At 71.7% G+C, this 16,961-nt stretch carries 16 protein-coding genes; 7 read left to right on the top strand and 9 right to left on the bottom strand.

Features of this window, described 5'->3' with window-relative positions; translation table 11 throughout:
* Positions 1–49 precede the first annotated feature (49 nt).
* On the bottom strand, positions 50–862 hold the full coding sequence (locus ASC99_RS05030) for an IclR family transcriptional regulator (protein ID WP_082598084.1): 813 nt from the start codon (positions 860–862) through the stop codon (positions 50–52).
* A gap of 370 nt (positions 863–1,232) precedes the next feature.
* Between ASC99_RS05030 and ASC99_RS05025 the strand changes: the two genes are divergently transcribed.
* Entirely contained in the window at positions 1,233–1,757 is a 525-nt protein-coding gene (locus tag ASC99_RS05025; protein ID WP_057228681.1) for an NUDIX domain-containing protein, read from the top strand.
* 7 nt (positions 1,758–1,764) lie between these two features.
* On the opposite strand, the gene ASC99_RS05020 is transcribed toward ASC99_RS05025, so the two are convergent.
* The 4 genes from ASC99_RS05020 to pdhA form a co-directional block, all read right to left on the bottom strand.
* Positions 1,765–3,315, bottom strand: a complete 1,551-nt coding sequence (locus tag ASC99_RS05020) for a globin domain-containing protein (RefSeq protein WP_235502821.1) — start codon at positions 3,313–3,315, stop codon at positions 1,765–1,767.
* A gap of 126 nt (positions 3,316–3,441) precedes the next feature.
* Positions 3,442–4,671, bottom strand: coding sequence for a dihydrolipoamide acetyltransferase family protein (locus tag ASC99_RS05015; protein WP_057228750.1), 1,230 nt, complete (start codon positions 4,669–4,671; stop codon positions 3,442–3,444).
* A 5-nt stretch (positions 4,672–4,676) separates the two neighbouring features.
* Complete coding sequence (locus ASC99_RS05010) at positions 4,677–5,666, bottom strand: alpha-ketoacid dehydrogenase subunit beta (protein WP_057228678.1); 990 nt, start codon at positions 5,664–5,666, stop codon at positions 4,677–4,679.
* On the bottom strand, positions 5,663–6,802 hold the full coding sequence (gene pdhA, locus ASC99_RS05005) for a pyruvate dehydrogenase (acetyl-transferring) E1 component subunit alpha (protein ID WP_057228676.1): 1,140 nt from the start codon (positions 6,800–6,802) through the stop codon (positions 5,663–5,665). The genes ASC99_RS05010 and pdhA overlap by 4 nt, the downstream gene beginning before the upstream one ends.
* 188 nt (positions 6,803–6,990) lie before the next feature.
* Here pdhA and ASC99_RS05000 point away from each other — a divergent pair, with 188 nt between their 5' ends.
* Positions 6,991–7,479 (top strand): Lrp/AsnC family transcriptional regulator, encoded by a 489-nt coding sequence (locus ASC99_RS05000; protein WP_057228673.1) that lies wholly within the window; start codon positions 6,991–6,993, stop codon positions 7,477–7,479.
* 21 nt (positions 7,480–7,500) lie between these two features.
* Here ASC99_RS05000 and ASC99_RS04995 read toward each other — a convergent pair whose 3' ends face one another.
* Entirely contained in the window at positions 7,501–8,043 is a 543-nt protein-coding gene (locus tag ASC99_RS04995; protein WP_057228672.1) for a DinB family protein, read from the bottom strand.
* Between the two features lie 25 nt (positions 8,044–8,068).
* Entirely contained in the window at positions 8,069–8,650 is a 582-nt protein-coding gene (locus tag ASC99_RS04990) for a TetR/AcrR family transcriptional regulator (protein ID WP_057228670.1), read from the bottom strand.
* A gap of 122 nt (positions 8,651–8,772) precedes the next feature.
* Here ASC99_RS04990 and paaN point away from each other — a divergent pair, with 122 nt between their 5' ends.
* Entirely contained in the window at positions 8,773–10,473 is a 1,701-nt protein-coding gene (gene paaN / locus ASC99_RS04985) for a phenylacetic acid degradation protein PaaN (protein WP_057228668.1), read from the top strand.
* A 123-nt stretch (positions 10,474–10,596) separates the two neighbouring features.
* On the opposite strand, the gene ASC99_RS04980 is transcribed toward paaN, so the two are convergent.
* Positions 10,597–11,823 carry a glycosyltransferase gene (locus tag ASC99_RS04980; protein ID WP_057228666.1) on the bottom strand — a complete coding sequence of 409 codons (1,227 nt, stop codon included), beginning with the start codon at positions 11,821–11,823 and terminating at the stop codon, positions 10,597–10,599.
* A gap of 114 nt (positions 11,824–11,937) precedes the next feature.
* Here ASC99_RS04980 and ASC99_RS04975 point away from each other — a divergent pair, with 114 nt between their 5' ends.
* Entirely contained in the window at positions 11,938–13,410 is a 1,473-nt protein-coding gene (locus ASC99_RS04975; protein WP_057228664.1) for an FAD-dependent oxidoreductase, read from the top strand.
* Positions 13,411–13,533: 123 nt separating this feature from the next.
* On the opposite strand, the gene ASC99_RS04970 is transcribed toward ASC99_RS04975, so the two are convergent.
* A complete protein-coding gene (locus tag ASC99_RS04970) occupies positions 13,534–14,085 on the bottom strand; it encodes a CGNR zinc finger domain-containing protein (RefSeq protein WP_057228662.1) in 552 nt (183 codons plus the stop codon).
* 110 nt (positions 14,086–14,195) lie between these two features.
* Between ASC99_RS04970 and ASC99_RS04965 the strand changes: the two genes are divergently transcribed.
* The 3 genes from ASC99_RS04965 (at position 14,196) to ASC99_RS04955 (ending at position 16,893) form a co-directional block, all read left to right on the top strand.
* Positions 14,196–14,633, top strand: a complete 438-nt coding sequence (locus ASC99_RS04965) for a VOC family protein (RefSeq protein WP_057228660.1) — start codon at positions 14,196–14,198, stop codon at positions 14,631–14,633.
* A gap of 29 nt (positions 14,634–14,662) precedes the next feature.
* Complete coding sequence (locus ASC99_RS04960) at positions 14,663–15,541, top strand: pyridoxamine 5'-phosphate oxidase family protein (RefSeq protein ID WP_057228658.1); 879 nt, start codon at positions 14,663–14,665, stop codon at positions 15,539–15,541.
* 89 nt (positions 15,542–15,630) lie between these two features.
* On the top strand, positions 15,631–16,893 hold the full coding sequence (locus ASC99_RS04955) for a peptidoglycan-binding protein (protein ID WP_057228656.1): 1,263 nt from the start codon (positions 15,631–15,633) through the stop codon (positions 16,891–16,893).
* Positions 16,894–16,961 lie beyond the last annotated feature (68 nt).

Below are 16,961 nucleotides of genomic sequence, written 5' to 3'. Positions count from 1 at the left end.
AGTGGACAAGATGCGCTTTTTCAAATGGTGAGCGAACACGAACGACAACTCAGTGGACGAACGACGGGGACATGGCCCCGACCAGCGAACGCAGCCGCTCGGCCTTGTCCGGCAGCTGCTCGGCCCGGTCGATCGGGAGCGACAGGGCCATGGTCGCGACGGCGGAGCCGACCGTGATCGGCACCGCGGCACAGACCGTGCCGAGTGCGTACTGCTGACGCTCCAGCACCGGCCGGGTCGGTTCGGTGGCGGCCAGCCGTCGGAGCAGCACCGAGCGGTCGGTGACGGTGGAGGGGGTGAGCTCGACCGGGGGGTGGCGGGAGAGGTGGTCCCGGCGGGCCTCCTCGCCGAGCTGGGAGAGCAGGCACTGGCCGACCGCGTGGGCGTGCGCGGTGCTGCGGAAGTCGGCCCACTCGGCGACGGCCGGCCGGTTCGACCCGGCGGCGATGTCGACCACCCGGATCTCGCCGTCCTCGTAGACCGCGAAGTAGACCGCGGCCTCCAACTCCTCACCGAGCTGCACCATCCGGCTGCGCAGGTCGGCCCGCTCGGACTGCCGGTGGTCGGCCCGGCCGATCCCGTCGACCGAGGCACCGTAGAGGAACCTGCCCTCCGCACGGCGGAGATAACCCTCGTGGGTGAGGGTGCGGAGCAGGTGGTACGTGGTGCCGAGCGGCAGTCCGGCGGCCCGGGCCAGCTGCTTGGCGGTGGCGCCCTGCTGGTGACCACCGACCGCCTCCAGCAGGCGCAGGGCCCGCTGCACCGAGGCGATCAGGGTCGGTTCCCGGGCCGGGACGGCCCGGTCGGGAGACCTGACGTCCCGTATGTTCCGGGTTGTCTGCGCGATCTGATTGACTGCCATACCCAGCCCCCTGCCCGAGTCAGTGCAGATGTGGGCATCCGGTCCGGAACGTTCCGATCTGCCCGATTGGCGCTCATTGCAGCACAGGGCGGGCATGCCTGCAATCATTCCCGCCAGCAATGCCACCGAAAAACCTTCGAATCGAAGGTCACTATCGAGCCATCTGCCCCCTGAGGTGATCTTCGTCTGGCATATGCCTTGGTATCGAAGATCCACTGCCCCCGACTGGCTACCGAGGGCTTGACACGCTCGGGCACGCCGAATCAGCCGTTCGGCGGAACTGAAACCTCCAGTTCGCGCGTCTGTGCGAGTTTCGGCCCTCCCCTGGAGCGGCAGAATCCTGCACAACGCTCCTGCCCCGGAGGTGGTCATGGCCGGCCCCGTCCGCCCTGTCGTCAAGCGCACCGCGCGGGCGATCCTGCTGGACCTGGACCCGGACGACCCGCACTCGCCCGCCGACATCCTGCTGATCAAACGGACCAGGCCCGGGGCGAAGCCGTACTGGATCACCCCCGGCGGCGGGGTCGAACCCACCGACCTGACGGTGGTCGAGGCGCTGCACCGCGAGGTGGACGAGGAGCTCGGCGGCAAGGTCGAGGACGTGGTGCCCGCCTTCGTCGACACCGTCTCGCACTCGCACCACGAGGACGGCACCCTCGCCCACCCGCACGGCGTCAAGGTCCAGCACTTCTTCGTCTGCCGGCTCAGCTCGATGGACCCGGCCAGGCGGCACGGCCCCGAGGTGGACGACCCGCACGGCGAGTACGAGATCGTCCGCCTCCCGTTCACCCGCGAGGGCGTCACCTCGGTCAACGTGGTCCCCCCGAGCCTGCGGGCCTACCTGGCGGCGAACATCGAAGGTGTCCGGGCACTGCTCGCCACCGACCTGGGCTGAGGGGTCGTCAGAGAGCTTCCAGGTCGTGGTGGATGCGGTCGGCGGTGACGCCCGCCCTGGTGAGGGCCTGCTTCGCCCGGCGGACCATCGCGGGCGGGCCGCTCAGGAAGGCGTCCCGGCCGGCCCAACTGCCGTACCGGGAGACCGCGTCCGGGAGTTCACCGGCCAGCAGGCCGACCGCCTGCTGCTCGGAGAGCACCGGGTGGACGGTGAGCCAGGGGTGCCGGCCGGCCAGCCGCCGCAGGGCGTCCAGCTCGTACAGCTCCTCCTGGCGGCGCGCTCCGTAGAAGACGTCCACCGAGCGGCCGGCCGCGCCGTGCTCGGCCACCTCCTCGACCAGCGCGGCGATCGGGGCGATCCCGGTGCCGCCGCCGACGCAGACCAGGTCGGCGCCCCGCTCGTGGTCCACCCGCATGGTGCCGGCCGCCGGACCGAGCCGGAGCACGTCCCCCGGGGCCGCCCGGTTCACCAGCGCGTTGCTGACCCAGCCCGCCTGCACCGCCTTGACGTGCAGGGTGAGCAGCCCGTCAGGACGGGGCGCGGTGGCGAACGAGAAGTGCCGCCAGACCCGGGGCCACCACGGTGTCTCCAGCGGGGCGTACTGCCCGGCCCGGTACGGGTACGCCTGGTCGGGGCGCAGCGTGATCACCGCGATCTCCGAGGTGCACAGCCGGTGCTCCACCACCTCGGCCTGCCACCACGGCGGGGACGACTTGGCGGCCGCCTCGGCGGCGTCCGTCATCACCTTGGCGATCAGTCCGTAGACCCGCCGCCAGGCCAGCTCGGTGTCGGCGTCCCAGCGGCTGCCGCAGTACTTCTCCAGCGCGGCCACCAGGCACTCCCCGACCGGGGCGTAATGACCCGTCAGCGTCCCGTACTTGCGGTGCCCCTGGCCCAGCCGGGTCAGGTACTCGGTCAGCCCGGCCGGGTCGTCCGCGCTGCGGGCGGCCATCAGCAGCGAGCGGAACAGCCGGTCGCGCTGGACGTCCATGGCGGCCGGGAAGAGCGCCCTGACCTCGGGGTGGTGCACGAAGATCAGCGCGTAGAAGTGCGCGGTGGCCCGGTCGGCCTGCGGCTCCAGCACGGCCAGGCTGGCCCGGATCAGCTCGATGTCCCGGGCGGTGGGCGGCTGTTCGACGGCAGCCCGGAGGTCGTCCGCCGGGGACGGGGCGGCCGGGGACGCGCCCAGGGTGTCCAGCGCCCAGGCCCGGCTCCAGTGGTCGCCGGGGCCCGCCCAGTTGAGACCGGGGGCCCGGGTGAACAGCGGCTCGATCACCGGCGCGGGCACCGGCACGGCCGGGGGGTGGTCCGGCTTGGCCGGAATGACCAGGGTGGTGGGGGGAGCCGTGACCGGCTCGGCAGGAACCGGTACGGATGCCGGGCCGGCCGTGGCCGTCACCGGGCCGAGGGCCAGCGGCTTCGGCTCCGGGGGTGCCACCCGCACGGGTGGCACCGGGTCCACCGGCGGGAGGCCGGGTACGGCGGCCACCGCGACCGAGCCGCGCCCCGCCCGGACCCTCAACGAGGCTGTCTTCACCGCGATTTGACGAGTGCCCAAGAGAATCGTTTCGCTTCCGGTCGTACCAGTTGCTGGGGCTCAGCAGACTGGCACGGCCGTACAGCTCATCGGACAAATCCGTGGAAGCCCGGACAGCCGGGCTTCCACGGCGCTACGCTTCCGCGCTCACAACTGCCGGAGCAGTACTCCGGGCTGTTCCACACAGTCCGCGACGAACCGCAGGAAGCCGCCCGCCGTACCGCCGTCGCACACCCGGTGGTCGAAGGTGAACGACAGCTGGGTGACCTGGCGGACCGCCAACTCCCCCTCGTACACCCAGGGCTTGGGCGTGATCCGGCCGACGCCGAGCATCGCCGCCTCGGGATGGTTGAGGATCGGGGTGGAGCCGTCCACGCCGAACACGCCGTAGTTGTTCAGCGTGAACGTGCCGCCGGTCAGCTCGGCCGGGGTGAGCCGACCGGACCGTGCGGATTCGGTCAATCTTGCGAGCTCGGCGCCCAGTTGTTCGGTTCCCAGCAGGTGGGCGTCCCGGATCACCGGGACCACCAGGCCACGTTCGCTCTGCGCGGCGAAACCGAGGTGCACCGCGGAGTGCCGGACGATCGCCGAACCGTCCTCCGACACACTGGAGTTCAGCTCGGGGAAGCGGGCCAGAGCGGCGGTGGAGATCCGGGCCAACAGGGCCAGCACGCTGACCTTGGGCCCGGCCGACCGGTTCAGCTGGGCGCGCAGCTCCATCAGGGCGGTCGCGTCGGCGTCCACCCAGCAGGTGGCGGCGGGGATCTCTCGGTGACTGCGGGTCAGCTTCTCGGCCACCACCTTGCGCAGGCCACGCAGCGGCACGAGGTTCTCGTCCACACTCACGGGCACCAGCGCCTGCTCGACGTCCCGGCGCATGATCAGCCCGTCCGGGCCGCTGCCGGTCACCTTCGCCAGGTCGAGGCCGTGCTCCCGGGCCAGTCGGCGCACCAACGGCGAGATCACCGGCAACACCACCGGGGTCTCGACCACCGGGGTCTCGATCACCGCAACCGGGGAAGCAGCCGTGGCCTTCGCCCCGACCCGGGCCCGCCGGGCACCGGGCTGCCGCTCGGCCACGCCGTAGCCGACCAACGGCCGCTCCACGGTCTCGGCCACCGCGCCCGCCTCAGGCGACACCGCGACCGTCACCAGCGGCGCGCCGACCGGCACTTCCTCGCCCTCCGCGCCGTACCGCGCGGTGACCACGCCGCCGTACGGGCAGGGCACCTCGACCACCGCCTTGGCGGTCTCCACCTCCACCACCGGCTGGTCCACGGCGATCACCTCGCCCACCTCGACCAGCCAGCGCACCACCTCGGCCCCGGTGAGACCCTCACCGAGGTCGGGCAGCGTGAACTCGCGTACCACCGGCATCATCGTCAGTCCTCCCACTGCAGCCGGGCCACGGCGTCGAGAATCCGGTCCACCCCGGGCAGGTGGTGGTGCTCCAGCATCGGCGGCGGGTACGGGATGTCGAAGCCGGTCACCCGGAGCACCGGGGCGGCCAGGTGGTGGAAGCACTTCTCGGTCAGCCGGGCGGCGATCTCCGCGCCCGCGCCGCCGAAGCCGGTCGCCTCGTGCACCACGACCGCGCGGCCGAGCGAGTGGACCACCTCGACGGCGGTCTCCTCGTCGAACGGCACCAGCGAGCGCAGGTCCAGCACCGCCAGGTCCCAGCCCTCGGCCTTCGCCGCCTCGGCCGCCTCCAGGCAGACCGGCAGCGAGGGGCCGTAGGTGATCAGCACCGCCGACCGCCCCTGCCGCCGCAGCACCGCGCGCCCGATCGGCTCGACCGGCGCGGTCGCGTCCAGCGTGTCCTTGCCCCAGTAGAGCCGCTTCGGCTCCAGGAAGACCACCGGGTCGTCGGAGGCGATCGAGGCCCGCAGCAGCCCGTACGCGTCGGCCACGGTGGCCGGGGTGACCACGTGCAGGCCGGGGGTGTGGGTGTAGTACGCCTCGGAGGAGTCGCTGTGGTGCTCGACGCCGCCGATGCCGCCGCCGTACGGGATCCGGATGGTGATCGGCAGCGGCATCTTGCCGGCCGTCCGGTTGCGCATCTTGGCGACGTGCGAGACGAGTTGCTCCATCGCCGGGTAGGCGAAGGCGTCGAACTGCATCTCCACCACCGGGCGCAGCCCGTACATCGCCATGCCGATCGCGGTGCCCAGGATGCCGGCCTCGGCCAGCGGGGTGTCCAGGCAGCGCTGGCTGCCGAACTCGGCGGTCAGGCCGTCGGTGATCCGGAAGACCCCGCCGAGCGCGCCGACGTCCTCGCCCAGCACGTGCACCGACTCGTCGGCGCGCATCGCGTCCCGGAGGGCGGAGTTGAGCGCCTGAGCCATCGTGCGGGTCTCGACTGCGGTGCTCATCGGGCGTGCTCCTCCGCGTCCAGCTCGGCGGTCAACTGGGCTGCCTGCTCGACCAGTTGCTGGGTCGGCTCGGCGTAGACGTGGGCGAAGAGCGACATCGGGTCCAGTTCGGGGTCGGTGTGGAACTCGGCGCGCATCCGGGCGGCCAGTGCCTCGGCCTCCTCGGTGGCGGCCTGGACGAGCCGGTCGTCCAGCTGCCCGGTGCTGCGGAGGTGACGCTCCATCAGCAGGATCGGGTCGTGCTCGCGCCAGGCGGCGATCTCCTCGTCCTGCCGGTAGCGGGTCGCGTCGTCGGCGTTGGTGTGCGCCTCGATCCGGTAGGTCAGTGCCTCGACCAGGGTCGGACCGCCGCCGGAGCGGGCCCGCTCGACCGCCTCGGTGAGCACCGCGTGCACGGCCACCGCGTCGTTGCCGTCCACCAGCCGGCCTGGCATGCCGTAGCCGACCGCCTTGTGGGCGAGCGTCGGGGCGGCGGACTGCCGGGTGAGCGGGACGGAGATCGCGTAGCCGTTGTTCTGCACCAGGAAGACCACCGGGGCGTTCAGCACGGCGGCGAAGTTCAGCGCCTCGTGGAAGTCGCCCTCGCTGGTGCCGCCGTCGCCGAGCAGCGCCAGCGCCACGGTCGGCTCGCCGCGCAGCTGCGCCGCGTACGCCAGGCCGACCGCGTGCGGGGCCTGGGTGGCCAGCGGGGTGCAGAGCGGGGCGGTCCGGGTCGCCTTCGGGTCGTACCCGGTGTGCGCGTTGCCGCGCAGCAGGGTCAGCGCCTCCAGCGGGTCGACGCCGCGGGAGACCACCGCGAGGGTGTCCCGGTAGCTCGGGAACAGCCAGTCGTCCTGACGGAGCGCCAGCGCGGCCGCCACCTGGCAGGCCTCCTGGCCGGTCGAGGCCGGGTAGACGGCGAGCCGTCCCTGCTTGGTCAGCGTGGTGGCCTGCTGGTTGTAGCGACGGCCGACCACCAGTCGGCGGTAGAGCTCGGCGAGCAGTTCCGGGTCCGCCTTCTCGGCGGCCGGGGTGCCGAGCACCCGGTAGGGGGACTCGTCGGGGAGCAGCGGGGCGGGATCGGTCCGCGGACCGGTGGCGTCGGGACGCCAGCCGGGCACGGGGGCGGCCAGGTGTCGATGATCGAGAACGGTCATCTCGGGCACCTCCAGAGGGTGGGGGAGGGTGCGGCAGGGGCAGGTGGTGCCGGTGGTGCACGAGGGGTGACATGGCTGGTCGCCGGAGCAGCTCCTCCCTACCGATTGTTCGGTTGTCTGTTCAATCTGGCCACAGCTGCGCCAAGGTGGTGGACAATCGGCCCGAACGGCGGTCTATTGAAGACAGCATGTCCATTTCGGGAGGGTCGGGGGCCGTGTCCACTGAACAGACGTCCAGGCTGGATCGGGTCGACCGATCGATCCTCCGACTGCTCCAACAGGACGGCCGGGCCTCGATCCGCTCGGTCGCCGAGCGGGTGCACGTCTCCCGTGCCAACGCCTACGCCCGGATCGCCCGGATGGTCGAGGACGGCATCATCCGCGGCTTCACCGCTCGGATAGACCACGAACGGGCCGGGCAGGGGGCCTCGGCGTACATCACGCTCAAGATCGTGCAGAACTCCTGGCGGACGGTCCGCGAGCAGCTGCTCGCGCTGCCGGGGGTTGCGCACATCGCGCTGGTGGGCGGGGAGTTCGACGTGCTGCTGCTGGTGCACACGGCGGACAACCACGCCCTGCGCGAGCTGGTGCTGGGGCAGATCCAGGGGATCCCGCAGGTGCTCGCGACCCAGACCCTGCTGGTCTTCGAGGAGACCGACCAAGTGCCTCCCGTTTAGGCAGGCACTCGGCCATCCGTCTCAGTAGCCCGTCGAGCCGTCCAGGCTCTCGCGCATGAGGTCGGCATGCCCGTTGTGGCGGGCGTATTCGGCGAGCATGTGGATCAGGATGCGGCGGAGCGAGATTGGGTTGCCGGTGGCGCGGTGGGTGCCGGTGGCCTCCAGCGTGGGGGCGGCGGCCACGATCCGGCGGGAGTGCTCACACTCGGCACGCCAGAGGGCGAGCGCTTCGGCGACACTGCCGTCCAGCCGCTCGAAGTCCTGATCCGGGTCCTCGTCGGAGTAGTGCAGCATCGGGACCTCCTCCCCCGCGAACTGCATCCGGAACCACCAGCGCTCCGCCCCGGCCAGGTGCCGGAGCAGGCCGTGCAGGCTGAGGCCGGAGGGCGGCACGGGGTGTGAGGAGAGTTCGGCGTCGGAGAGGCCGGCGCACTTGAGGACGAGGGTCTCGCGGTGCCAGTCCAGGAATGCGGTGAGCAGCTCGCGTTCGGTGCCGGTGAGCGGCAGCGGCTCGCGGTCGTCCTCGGCCATCGGTGGGGCGAAGTGCGCAGGGATCTCGGTCATGCCGGGAGTCTGCCAGCCGGCAGTGTCAGGCCCGCAGGCCGTCGAAGGCCAGGTGCACCACGGCCTCGGCGACCCCGTCGGTGTGCTTGCTGCCGGGCCGGTACCACTCCACGATCGAGTTGATCATCCCGAACAGCAGCCGGGTGGCCAGCCGGGGTTCGACGTCCGCACGCAGCTCGCCCGCCGCGACGGCGGCCCGGAGCAGTTCGGCCACCTGGTGATCGAAGTCCCGGCGGCGCTCCAGCGCCCACTGCTCGGTCGCGGTGTTGCCGCGGACCCGGAGCAGCAGGGTGACGTAGGGCAGCTCGGCGAGCAGCACCTCGGTGGTGCGGCGGACCACGTGCTCCAGCCGGTCCACCGAGCGGCCGTCCAGCGCCTCGGGCTCGGCCAGGATGCCGAACAGCGCGTCCAGCGCCCGGCCGACCGCCAGCTTGAGCAGCTCCTCCTTGCCCCGCACGTGGTGGTAGATCGAGGACTTGGAGATCCCGGCCGCCCGCGAGAGGTCCTCCATCGAGGTGCCGTCGTATCCGCGCTCGTTGAATACCCCGACCGTGACGGCGAGCAGCGAGTCGACGGTGTACGCAGTACGGGTGGAGTTCTCGGCCATGTGAACGAGTATGGCCGCCGCCCCCGGCCCGTACGCCACCGGTCCCACAAACTGCCCCATTGACCCGACCGATCGTTCGGTTACGCTGAGGGGTGACCAGTCCGCCCCAAAAGGAGCGCGTCATGACCGCAGCGGCCAGCCACCCCGTCGTCGCCGAGCTGATCGAGCGTCACCAGCCCACCCTCACCCGCGCGGTGGAGGCCACCACGGCACGGGACTACTGGTCGCCGTACCCGGAGTTCCCGAAGGCGTACGGCGAGACCGGCCAGGCCGACGGCCAAGCCGCCTTCGACGCGGTGCTCGGCACCGTGTTCGCGCTGGACGGCCAGCCGGCCGACGGTGAGCTGGTCAGCGGCGAGTCCTCGCCGTACGGCATCGAACTCGGCGTCAGCTACCCGCACGCGGACGTCGAGGCGCTGATCGGCGCGCTCGAACTGTCCCGCCCCGGCTGGGCGGCGGCAGGCCCGACCGTCCGCGCGGCGGTCTGCCTGGAGATCCTGGCCCGGATCAACGCCCGCTCGCACGAGTTCGCGCACGCGGTCATGCACACCACCGGGCAGGCGTACGGGATGGCCTTCCAGGCCGGTGGCCCGCACGCGCAGGACCGGGGTCTGGAGGCGGTCGCGTACGCCTTCATCGAGCAGACCCGGCTGCCCGAGCGGGCGAGCTGGACCAAGCCGCAGGGCAAGCGGGACCCGCTGACCATGGTCAAGGAGTTCGTCCCGGTACCGCTCGGCGTGGCGCTGCTGATCGGCTGCAACACCTTCCCGACCTGGAACGGCTACCCCGGCCTGTTCGCCTCGCTGGCCACCGGAAACCCGGTGCTGGTCAAGCCGCACCCCCGGGCCACCCTGCCGCTGGCGCTCACCGTCAAGGTGGCCCGCGAGGTGCTGGCCGAGGCCGGCTTCGACCCCAACCTGGTCTGCCTGGCCGCCGAGCACGAGGGCTCCACCATCGCGCAGACGCTGGCCGTGCGGCCCGAGGTGAAGCTGATCGACTACACCGGCTCGACCCAGTTCGGCGACTGGCTGGAGACCAACGCCAAGCAGGCGCAGGTCTACACCGAGAAGGCCGGGGTCAACTCGGTGGTGATCGACTCCACCGACAACTACCGGGGCATGCTGGCCAACCTGGCGTTCTCGCTCTCGCTCTACAGCGGCCAGATGTGCACCACCCCGCAGAACCTGCTGATCCCCCGCACCGGTGTCCGCACCGACGAGGGCGGCAAGTCGTACGACGAGGTGGTGGCCGACCTGGCCGCCGCGATCGAGGGTCTGCTCTCCGACGACGCCCGGGCCGCCGCCATCCTCGGCGCCGTGGTCAACCCCGGGGTGCTCGGCCGCACCGTCCGGGCCGCCGGTGGCGAGTACGGCGAACTGGCGCTGGCGCCACGGGTGGTGACCTCGCCGGAGTTCCCGGCCGCGACCGTGCGGACGCCCGCGCTGGTGAAGGTGGACGCGGACAAGCCGGACGACCGGGCGGCGTTCCTCGGCGAGTGCTTCGGTCCGGTCTCGTTCGTGGTCGCGGTCGAATCCGCCGAGGCGGCCGTGGAGTTGCTGGGTCGGACGGTCCGCGAGCAGGGGGCGATGACCGCTGCCGGGTACACCGTGGACGAGGCGGTGGAGGCCGCGCTGGTGGCCGCCTGCCTGGACGCCGGGGTCTCGCTCTCGCTCAACCTCACGGGTGGGGTGTACGCCAACCAGACGGCGGCCTTCTCGGACCTGCACGGCACCGGGGCCAACCCGGCGGCCAACGCGGCCTACTGTGACGGGGCGTTCGTGGCGAGCCGGTTCCGTACGGTCGAGGTCCGCCGGCACAGCTGAGCTGACCCTGCCGGGGGCTCGGGGAACAATCTGCAGGTCAAGGCGAATGTGCCTGACCAATTACGCAGGTGCGACGCTACTGAGGTTGGCGCCGCCGTTCCCCGGGCCCCTGTTGTGGTTGGACTAGCGTCGTTGTGTGCGGCGCGGGTTGAAGACCCAGACCCGCAGCAGTAGGAAGCGGATCAGTGTGGCCAGGGCGTTGGCGCCCACCAGGGTGGCGAGTTCGGTCGGGTGCGAGGCGTCCGAGGGGAGCAGGGCGATGGCTCCGCTGCTCAGGGCGAGGCCGATCAGGAAGGCGATACCGCCCTCGATCTGGTGCTTCAGGGCGTCCCGGGCCCCGGTCACGCCGAAGGTGAAGCGGCGGTTGGCGGCGGTGTTGGCCACGGCGGTGACGGCCAGGGCGAAGGCGTTCGCCCAGAAGGCGGGCACCAGTTGACGGCTCATCAGGAACAGCAGCATGTAGGCCAGCGTGCTCAGGGTGCCCACCACGGCGAAGCTGGCGAGCTGCCAGCCGAGGCCGGGCGGGAGCTGGGCCTGCTGCACCCGGGTCGGCAGGTGGTCGACCCGTCCCGCGCCGGTCAGGGTGCGGCGGGCCACCCGGCTCATGCCCTTGAGGTCGTCCAGGACGGTGCGGACGATGTCGACCCGGCTGTCGGGGTCGTCCACCCAGTCCACCGGGACCTCGTGGATCCGCAGGCCGGTGCGTTCGGCCAGCAGCAGCAGTTCGGTGTCGAAGAACCAGGCGTTGTCCTCGACCGAGCCGAGCAACTGCTGCACCACCTCGGTCCTGGCCGCCTTGAACCCGCACTGGGCGTCCGAGAACTTGGCCGCCATGGTGGCCCGCAGCAGCACGTTGTACCCGCGCGAGATGAACTCCCGCTTTGCTCCCCGGACCACCGCCGAACCCCGGTGCAGGCGACTGCCGATGGCCAGGTCGCTGTGGCCGGAGAGCAGCGGGGCGACCAGCGGCAGGAAGGCTTCCAGGCCGGTGGAGAGGTCGACGTCCATGTACGCCACCACGTCGGCGTCGCTGTCGCCCCAGACCTGACGCAGTGCCCGGCCGCGGCCCTTGAGGTCCAGGTGAACTGCCTCGACCTGGGGGATCTCGGCAGCCACCGCGGTGGCAACCGCCCAGGTGCCGTCGACACTCGCGTTGTCCGCGATGGTGATCCGGTACGGATAGGGGAAGGTCTCTCCCAGGTAGGCATGCAGTCGGCGGACACACCGCTCGACCGTGTGCTCCTCGTTGTAGACCGGGACGACCACCTCGACGAGTTTCGTCCTGGTCGGACGTTCGTTGGCAGGGGGCGGGCCGACCACGGTCGTGCCCCGGGGTGCGAGCTCTGTCATGCCAGTGAGATTCACAGTGTCTGATGGGCCCGCGATGATGGAAGGCTGAGAGGGAGCTTAGAAGGCTCAGGTGCTGAGCCGAGCCGAACGCTGGTCCGATCAACGGGAGATGGCATGTCCGACAATCAGCTGGCCTCCGACGTGGTGATCGTCGGCGCGGGCCCGACCGGGCTCCTGCTGGCCGGTGACCTGGCCACCGCCGGACTGCGGGTGACCGTGCTGGAGAAGCGCGGCACCGAGTCCAATCTCACCCGGGCCTTCGCCGTGCACGCCCGGACCCTGGAGCAGCTGGATGCCCGGGGGCTGGCCGACGAGCTGATCGCCACCGGGACGCCGCTGTCAGACCTGCGGCTGTTTGGGAGCCTCAAGGTGGAGCTGGGCAAGCTGCCCAGCCGGTTCCCGTTCGTGCTGATCACCCCGCAGTACAACGTCGAACGGCTGCTCCAGGAGCGGGCCGTGAAGGCCGGGGCGGTGCTGGTCCGGGGCGCAGAGGTGACCGGGCTGCGGCAGGACGCCGAGGGCGTCGAGCTGGAGACCAGGAGCGGCGAGAGCTACCGGGCCGGCTACGCGGTCGGCGCTGACGGCGTGCGCAGCTCGGTGCGCGACCTGCTGGGGATTCCGTACCCCGGGGAGTCCGTGGTGAGTTCGGTGCTGCTGGCCGACGTCCGGCTGGAGCACCCGCCCACCGAGACGCTCACGGTCGCCGCCGGGGAGAACGGCTTCGCCTTCCTGGTGCCGTTCGGCGACGGCTGGTACCGGGTGATCGCCTGGGACCGGAACCGCCAACTCCCGGACGGCGCACCGGTGGAGCTCGGTGAGATCAGCCGGATCACCCAGGACGCCTTCGGGGTCGACCACGGGCTGCACGACGCCCGCTGGGTGTCCCGGTTCCACAGCGACGAGCGCCAGGTGCCCAACTACCGTTCCGGACGGGTCTTCCTGGCCGGGGACGCCGCGCACTGCCACTCCCCGGCGGGCGGGCAGGGCATGAACACCGGGCTGCAGGACGCCGCCAACCTGAGCTGGAAGCTGGTCGGCGCGGTCCGGGGCTGGGCCCCCGACGCCCTGCTGGACACCTACCAGACGGAGCGTCACCCGGTCGGGCGGGCCGCCGTCCGCAGCTCGGGCGCACTGGTCCGGCTGGCGCTGGCCAACTCGGTACCGACCAGGCTGCTGCGGTCCACCCTGGTCTCGGCGGCCAACCTGCTCGGCCCGCTGGGCGAGTTGGGTGCCCGTCAGGTCTCCGGGATCGCCGTCCAGTACCCCGCCCCGAAGGACTCCCACCGCCTGGTCGGCCGCCGGATTCCCGACCTGCGGCTCGCCGTGGACGAGCCCGGCGCACCGTCCCGGCTGTACGAGGCGCTCCGGGGCGGCCGGGCCGTGCTGGTCTCCAACGACGACCAGCAGCCGGTGGTCGAACCCTGGGCCGACCGGCTGGTCACCGCCGCACCGGCCTCGCCGCACGGGAAGCTCCGCGACACGGTGCTTCTGGTCCGTCCGGACGGGCACGCGGCCTGGGCGGGTGTCGATCCGAGCCGGGCGGAGATCCGGGCGGCGCTGGTCCGCCTGCTCGGGGCAGAGCTGTAGGCAGGGCGCCTGGTTGGGGAACTGCGAGGAGATCTGGCGTTCGGGTCACTGCGAAAGTGCCTGACCATTTACGTACGTTGAACGCTCCTGAGGTCGGCGTCGCAGTTCCCCGAGCCCCCGGTTTCACGTGGTTGAGCGCCTGCCTTCGTAGTGGCGCGCGGCCTTGGCGCGGTTGCCGCAGATGGCCATGGAGCACCAGCGGCGGCGGCCGTTCTGCGAGGTGTCGAAGAAGTGCAGGATGCAGCTCTCGTGCGCGCAGGCCTTGATGCGGTGGGCGCCCTGCCGGAGTAGGGACAGGTAGTCGTCGGCGGCGAGCCAGGCGGCCAGCCACTCGGGGGAGTCGACCTCGACGGTTTCGGTGGGGCCGGCCGGGGTGAGGGCGTGGCGGAGCCGGCCGTGGGCCAGGACCTGGTTCAGCGCGTCCAGTTCGGGTTCGCGCTGCTCCTCGGCGGCCCGGACCAGGCCGGCCAGGGCGTCCCGGGTGGTCAGGGCGGCGGCCAGGCCGGCGGCATCTGCGGGGCAGCGGTCGGCGAGGCCGGCCGAGGAGAGCCAGATCCCGTAGCCGTCCGGCCTGGCCAGCAGGTCCTGGACACCTCCGCCGTTCCAACGCGTGTTCAGCAGGTCGAGCGAGAGCGGCTCGCCGAGCAGGGGGCGCGGGTCACGGGGGTCTGCCATGACGCCGAGTCTACTTCTAACCGGTTCGCCCATCAGTAATGGTTGACGCCCCGAATATCTAACCTCTATGATCGCTAGTACAGGTTAGCCACTTCGCTTCGGGAGCTGTCATGCAGACTGGCCACGTCGGGCTCAACGTCACCGATGTCACCCGTTCCATCGCCTTCTACCGGGAGGTTCTCGGCCTGGAACTGGCCGGTGAGGGGACCGAGGCGGACCGCCGCTTCGCCTTCCTGGCGCTGGACGGCAAGCTGCTGCTGACGCTCTGGCAGCAGAGCAAGGAACGTTTCGACACCGGCACCGCCGGCCTGCACCACCTCTCCTTCCAGGTCGAGTCGCTGGACGAGGTACGCGCCGCCGAGGCGCGGTTGCGCGCGCTGGGCGCCGAGTTCGCGTACGACGGCGTCGTCCCGCACGGCGAAGGCGCGGGCTCCGGGGGGATCTTCTTCACCGACCCCGACGGCATCCGGCTGGAGATCTACGCCCCGGCCGGTCTGGAGGGCACTCCCGCTCCGGTCGCGGCTGCTCCGACCTGCGGCTTCTTCTAAAGCCAACTGCGATCGGGAGGCGGACCACGATGACTGTCGAGACCTTCCACCCGGGCGAGCGCGCGGTGCAGGCCCGAGCCGGGGTGCAGGACCGGGCGGCGCATGTCGGCCGGGGCATCGGTGCGGTCATCCCGGCCGTGGCCGCCCGGTTCCTGAGTGACCGTCGGACGCTGGTGGTGGGTGCCACCGACCGCGAGGGGCGGGTCTGGGCGAGCATGCTCAGCGGGCCCGCCGGGTTCCTGGCGGCCGACGGCGAGAACACGCTCGCGGTGGCGGCCCGTCCGGTGCCCGGTGACCCGCTGGCGGCGGTGCTGGAGACCCCGGCCGAGGTCGGCACCATCGCGCTGGATCCGGCGGGACGGCGGCGGATGCGGCTGAACGGCCGCTCCGTCCCGGACGGCCGGGGCGGGCTGCTGATCACCGCCGAGCAGGTGTACGCCAACTGCCCGAAGTACATCCAGCGCCGGCACCCGCTGGACACCCCGTCGACCCCCGAGCTGCTCGGCTCGGGATCCCGGCTCAGTACCGTCCAGCAGCTCGTGGCGACCACCACCGACACCTTCTTCGTCGCCACGGCCGGACCGGACGGCCGGGTGGACGCCTCGCACCGGGGCGGGCACCCGGGCTTCCTCTCCGTCCACGGCCCCGAGCTGCTGAGCTGGCCCGACTACCCGGGCAACAACATGTTCATGACCCTGGGGAATCTGGAGCTGAACCCCGCCGCCGGGCTGCTGCTGCCCGACTGGGAGACCGGCGGCGCCCTGCTGGTCTCCGGCCGGGCCGAGCCGGACGCCGACCGCACGGTGTGGTTCACCGTCGAGCGGGTGGTCGAGCTGGCCCACGCCAGCCCGCTCACGTGGAGCGAGCCCGAGTACTCCCCCGCCAATCCGCCGATCATTCAGGCATAAATCCTATTTGTGACCTTTCTCCTGATACACCGACAGCTCACGGTGGAACACATCTCCTCCGGCACACCCGAGGAGAGGCAGGGTCAGACGTGCTGATCGAGTTCACCGAGATAGAACCGGACCAGAGCTGTGCCTGTGCGGGCTGCTCGGCCCGGCGGCTGGCCCGGATGCACGGGGCCGGTCCGGCCGACGGCGGCCACCGTTCGGCCCGGGGCGCCCGCCGGGCGGCGGTCCTGGTCGCCGCAGTCGGCACCGTCCTCGGCGGCAGTGCGGCCGCCGGAGCAGCCGGCGCCACGCCCGCCCCGCAGCCCAGCGGCAGCGCCGCAGGATCCAACCCGCAGGGCGCGGTCAGCCCGCTGTTCGGCCGGTCGGCCGAACTGGCGCCCCGACTGCGCTCCGTCGGCGCCGCCACCACCCGCACCGAGATCCTGGCCCGGGCCCAGCGCTGGGTGGACCAGCAGGTGCCGTACAGCATGAGCAGCTACTGGTCCGACGGCTACCGGCAGGACTGCTCCGGCTTCGTCTCGATGGCCTGGGGCCTGGGCAGCAGTCAGACCACCTGGACGCTGCCGGACTTCGCCACCCGGATCGGCCGCACCGAGCTCCAGCCCGGCGACGCACTGATCTACAACAACCCGGCCAACCCCGGGGCGGGCTCACACACCGTCATCTTCGGCGGCTGGACCAATGCGACGCAGACCCAGTACCTGGCGTACGAACAGACCAGGCCGGGCACCCGCAAGCGGGCCACGCCGTACGCGTACTGGAGCAACTCCAGCTCCTACGTCGCCTACCGCTTCCGGGGCCTGGACGGTCCCGTGGCGGAGGGCTTCCCCGGGGCGGACAAGTTCGGGCCCGGCCAGTCCAACCGGTACGTGCAGCAGCTCGGCGAGATGCTGGTGAAGCGCGGGGCCGGGCGGTTCTACGGCGAGGGTCCTGACCCGAGTTGGGGCGAGCCGGACCGACGGGCGACCGAGGCGTTCCAGCTCGCGCAGGGGTGGCGCGATGCCGAGGCCGACGGCCTGCCGGGCAAGGACACCTGGGACTACCTGGTCAACGGCAAGGGCAAGGACATCCCGGCCGCGGTCACTCCGCCGCCGCCGGCCGGTGGGGTGCCGGCCTATCCCGGCGCCGACAGCTTCGGGCCCGGGCAGTCGAACGACTCCATCAGGCTGCTGGGCGAACAGCTGGTCAAGAAGGGCTTCGCCGGCCACTACACCGAGGGTCCTGGACCGGCCTGGTCCGAGAGCGACCGGCGCAACGTCGCCGACTTCCAGACCGCCCAGGGCTGGACCGGCAGCGAAGCGGACGGCCTTCCGGGGCCGCACACCTGGCGCTTGCTTTTCAGCTGAGCTCCACCATTTACGGTCCAGGGGCTCGGGGAACTGCGAGGAGATCTGGCGTTCGGGTCACATACGAA

Source organism: Kitasatospora sp. Root107 (assembly GCF_001424875.1).
GTDB lineage: Bacteria > Actinomycetota > Actinomycetes > Streptomycetales > Streptomycetaceae > Kitasatospora.
This window is presented reverse-complemented; position numbering and strand designations above follow the sequence as displayed.

Bases quoted from the DNA above. Each gene is read 5' to 3' on its own strand.
- ASC99_RS05030 (WP_082598084.1), bottom strand. From the start codon at position 862: ATGGCAGTCAATCAGATCGCGCAGACAACCCGGAACATACGGGACGTC.
- ASC99_RS05025 (WP_057228681.1), top strand. From the start codon at position 1,233: ATGGCCGGCCCCGTCCGCCCTGTCGTCAAGCGCACCGCGCGGGCGATC.
- ASC99_RS05015 (WP_057228750.1), bottom strand. From the start codon at position 4,671: ATGCCGGTGGTACGCGAGTTCACGCTGCCCGACCTCGGTGAGGGTCTC.
- ASC99_RS05010 (WP_057228678.1), bottom strand. From the start codon at position 5,666: ATGAGCACCGCAGTCGAGACCCGCACGATGGCTCAGGCGCTCAACTCC.
- pdhA (WP_057228676.1), bottom strand. From the start codon at position 6,802: ATGACCGTTCTCGATCATCGACACCTGGCCGCCCCCGTGCCCGGCTGG.
- ASC99_RS05000 (WP_057228673.1), top strand. From the start codon at position 6,991: ATGTCCATTTCGGGAGGGTCGGGGGCCGTGTCCACTGAACAGACGTCC.
- ASC99_RS04995 (WP_057228672.1), bottom strand. From the start codon at position 8,043: ATGACCGAGATCCCTGCGCACTTCGCCCCACCGATGGCCGAGGACGAC.
- ASC99_RS04990 (WP_057228670.1), bottom strand. From the start codon at position 8,650: ATGGCCGAGAACTCCACCCGTACTGCGTACACCGTCGACTCGCTGCTC.
- paaN (WP_057228668.1), top strand. From the start codon at position 8,773: ATGACCGCAGCGGCCAGCCACCCCGTCGTCGCCGAGCTGATCGAGCGT.
- ASC99_RS04980 (WP_057228666.1), bottom strand. From the start codon at position 11,823: ATGACAGAGCTCGCACCCCGGGGCACGACCGTGGTCGGCCCGCCCCCT.
- ASC99_RS04975 (WP_057228664.1), top strand. From the start codon at position 11,938: ATGTCCGACAATCAGCTGGCCTCCGACGTGGTGATCGTCGGCGCGGGC.
- ASC99_RS04970 (WP_057228662.1), bottom strand. From the start codon at position 14,085: ATGGCAGACCCCCGTGACCCGCGCCCCCTGCTCGGCGAGCCGCTCTCG.
- ASC99_RS04965 (WP_057228660.1), top strand. From the start codon at position 14,196: ATGCAGACTGGCCACGTCGGGCTCAACGTCACCGATGTCACCCGTTCC.
- ASC99_RS04960 (WP_057228658.1), top strand. From the start codon at position 14,663: ATGACTGTCGAGACCTTCCACCCGGGCGAGCGCGCGGTGCAGGCCCGA.